Source organism: Rubellimicrobium roseum (assembly GCF_006152145.1).
In the GTDB taxonomy this organism is placed as follows: Bacteria; Pseudomonadota; Alphaproteobacteria; order Rhodobacterales; family Rhodobacteraceae; genus Rubellimicrobium; species Rubellimicrobium roseum.
Genome location: NZ_VDFV01000133.1, coordinates 1 through 1,930, shown reverse-complemented (window position 1 = coordinate 1,930; position 1,930 = coordinate 1). Strand labels below are relative to the sequence as shown.

The 1,930-nt window shown below is 61.7% G+C and carries 1 protein-coding gene; it reads left to right on the top strand.

The features are described 5' to 3' along the window. Positions 1-180: 180 nt before the first annotated feature. The gene (locus FHG71_RS23145; RefSeq protein WP_139084159.1) at positions 181-1,863 is read left to right on the top strand and encodes an asparagine synthase-related protein; all 1,683 of its coding nucleotides are present in this window, start codon (positions 181-183) and stop codon (positions 1,861-1,863) included. Positions 1,864-1,930 lie beyond the last annotated feature (67 nt).

Below are 1,930 nucleotides of genomic sequence, written 5' to 3'. Positions count from 1 at the left end.
CCCAAGGTCTTTCTCTCGGCCATCGCCTTGGCCGCAACCGTCATGTTCTGGCTATGAGTCCTGAGCGTAGGATGAGCGCTGGTCAGATAGAGGTATCAGGTGTCCCGGACCTTTCTCGCATTTTGCTTCCGACATTCTCCTGCGGATCGTACTGCACTTGAGCGCATTGCAAATGTCTGCATGCCCTACCTGCCCCCGATTTATGACCGCTCGGCCCAGATCTGGGCGAATGGCAACTTGGCTATCATCAGCTGGGCCAAGCAGGGAATCCCGGGGGAGGGTGCCTTCACCGAGCTTGGCGGCTCGGTATTGTCGGTGGCCGGCCATTTGGGGCAGGTCGACAGCGCGGCTTCCATGGCCAGGGAACTGGCTCGGTCGCCCAAGGCACCGTCCCTGAACCGATCCTATGGCGGGACCGCCGCGTTCATTTGGGCACAGCCCGACCTAAGGCAGCTGACGGGCTGGACAACGATGCCTTCCGTCGTTCCGCTGTTTCATTCCGGCATGAACCCGGATTACCACGTCATCGGAGCGAGGCCGATGCTGGTTCACTTTGCGGCCCGCCAGATGGCGAGCGCCAGCTTGCGTGAACAATACCTTTCCGAGATGTTGGCTTCCGGATACTCGCTGACGGGCGAGACCGTGTTCGAGGGCGTCCGGCGCGTCGCGTTGGACGACGCCATCGTCATCAAGCCTGACAGCGTATCGGCAGCAGCACACCCCGTCGCGACTCCAGGGGAGGCCGATCGGCCCCTGACGGAGCTTGCGACGGACTATGGCGACCTTCTTGTACAGGCCGCCTCGCGCGAGCCCGTCCGCCCCCGCTTGTTCCGGCTCAGCGGTGGCAAGGACAGTCGCCTCGTGGCAGCGGCGCTTTCAAGGCTCGGACCTATCGAGGCCGTTACGGATGGGGTGACCGGCTCTGGGGAGACGGTCATCGCCGCCGAGGTCGCTCGGGCCGGCGGCTTCGACCACAGGATCCAGTTCACCAACGATGAGGATCGCTCGCTCTTAGCATCGGCGCTTTACTTCAACCGCCTCACGGAGGGGCTGACCTCTCACGATCCCAAGAACCACCGCGAAGTCCTGACATTCAACGCCGATCGCGAACTGGTCACTGGGCAGGGCGAACTGCATAAGGGTGGATACGCCCGGGTCAACGCCGGAAACGATGATCCTTTCCATCACCTGGGCAGCCGGCTGTTCGATCGGCAACTCGTGTCGCCCGAGGTGCTGGCCACCGCGCAGTCGGCGCTCAGGTCCTGGAGAGAGCGGCGAATGCCGCTCTTCACCGAGCCGAAGTCGGTGCTTTACTGGAGCTACGTCGATTTCCGGCTCGGTCACTGGTACATGAACCGATACATGCAGTGGGACGGGCGTCACCATCTGATGATGCCGCTCCTGGACGATCGGGTTTCGCTGTTCCTGGCTACTGTGCCTCTCAAGCACAAGATGCGGGAGCATCTCGTTTACGAGACCGTCAAAAGCTTGAATCCCAGTCTGGCACAGATCCCGCTCTATGAGGACCGTTGGGCCTGCCGGTCCGTCATGAGCAAGGTCAGGCAAGAAATAGCCGATCTCATTGCCGCGCCTGCGAATGAGAAAGCGAATAAGGTTCCGGCGAGAAAGGGCCCGAGTCCGCAGCATGTGGCTGCGGACTTCATTCTGTCGTCTTCCCGGCGTGATCATGTGCGCGAGGCCGTTTCAACCGAGATGTGGGATCAACTCGAACGTTTCGCGACCAAGAAGGGGCCGGGCCCGTTCTGGGCGCAAATGCAGGCAAAACGGCGGGACAACTTCCTTTTCCGGATTTTCATGGCGACCACCCTGTATGATCTGCCGTGGATCCGCGCCTACACCTAGGCTCAGGACTCGCTATCGCAGCCAGAAGATGACGGCGGCTGCGAGCGCGATGGCCGACAGGAACAGG